Source organism: Neisseria sp. P0021.S005 (genome assembly GCF_051956955.1).
Window position 1 is genome coordinate 1 of the sequence record NZ_JBQCWY010001004.1, and the last position, 431, is coordinate 431.

At 49.2% G+C, this 431-nt stretch carries 1 pseudogene; it reads left to right on the forward strand.

The window, feature by feature from the left end:
- Window positions 1-22: 22 nt before the first annotated feature.
- Window positions 23-431, forward strand: a pseudogene (locus ACTHUE_RS20595) (glycosyltransferase); the annotation flags it as partial.

Sequence of the window (431 nt, forward strand, 5' to 3'; positions counted from 1 at the left end):
GGGTTGGCGTAAGGAGTAAAAAATGCATGTTGTCGTTCTTCCATCGTGGTATCCGAAATCCGAAACGGATGTGGACGGGATTTTCTTCCGTTTGCAAGCTCAAGCTTTGCAGCGCAAAGGCTTGAAAGTAGGGGTCATTGCACCTTTGTTCCGCTCGTTGCGGACGGAGTGGAAAAGTGTTTTGACCGGACCTTATGGAATGCGGCATCACCGGCAGGGCGGTTTGAATACTTATGTTTACGACAGCATGTATTTTTTCCCGCATTGCCCCGTCGTCGATATCGACCGTATCCGTTGGGTAAGGGCGGGCATGAAGGCTTTTAAGCGGTATGTGGCAGAAAACGGCAAGCCTGATATCCTCCATGCGCATACGATGAATGTCGGTGGCGTTTTGGCGCATGAAATTTCTAAGAAATACGGTATTCCTTATG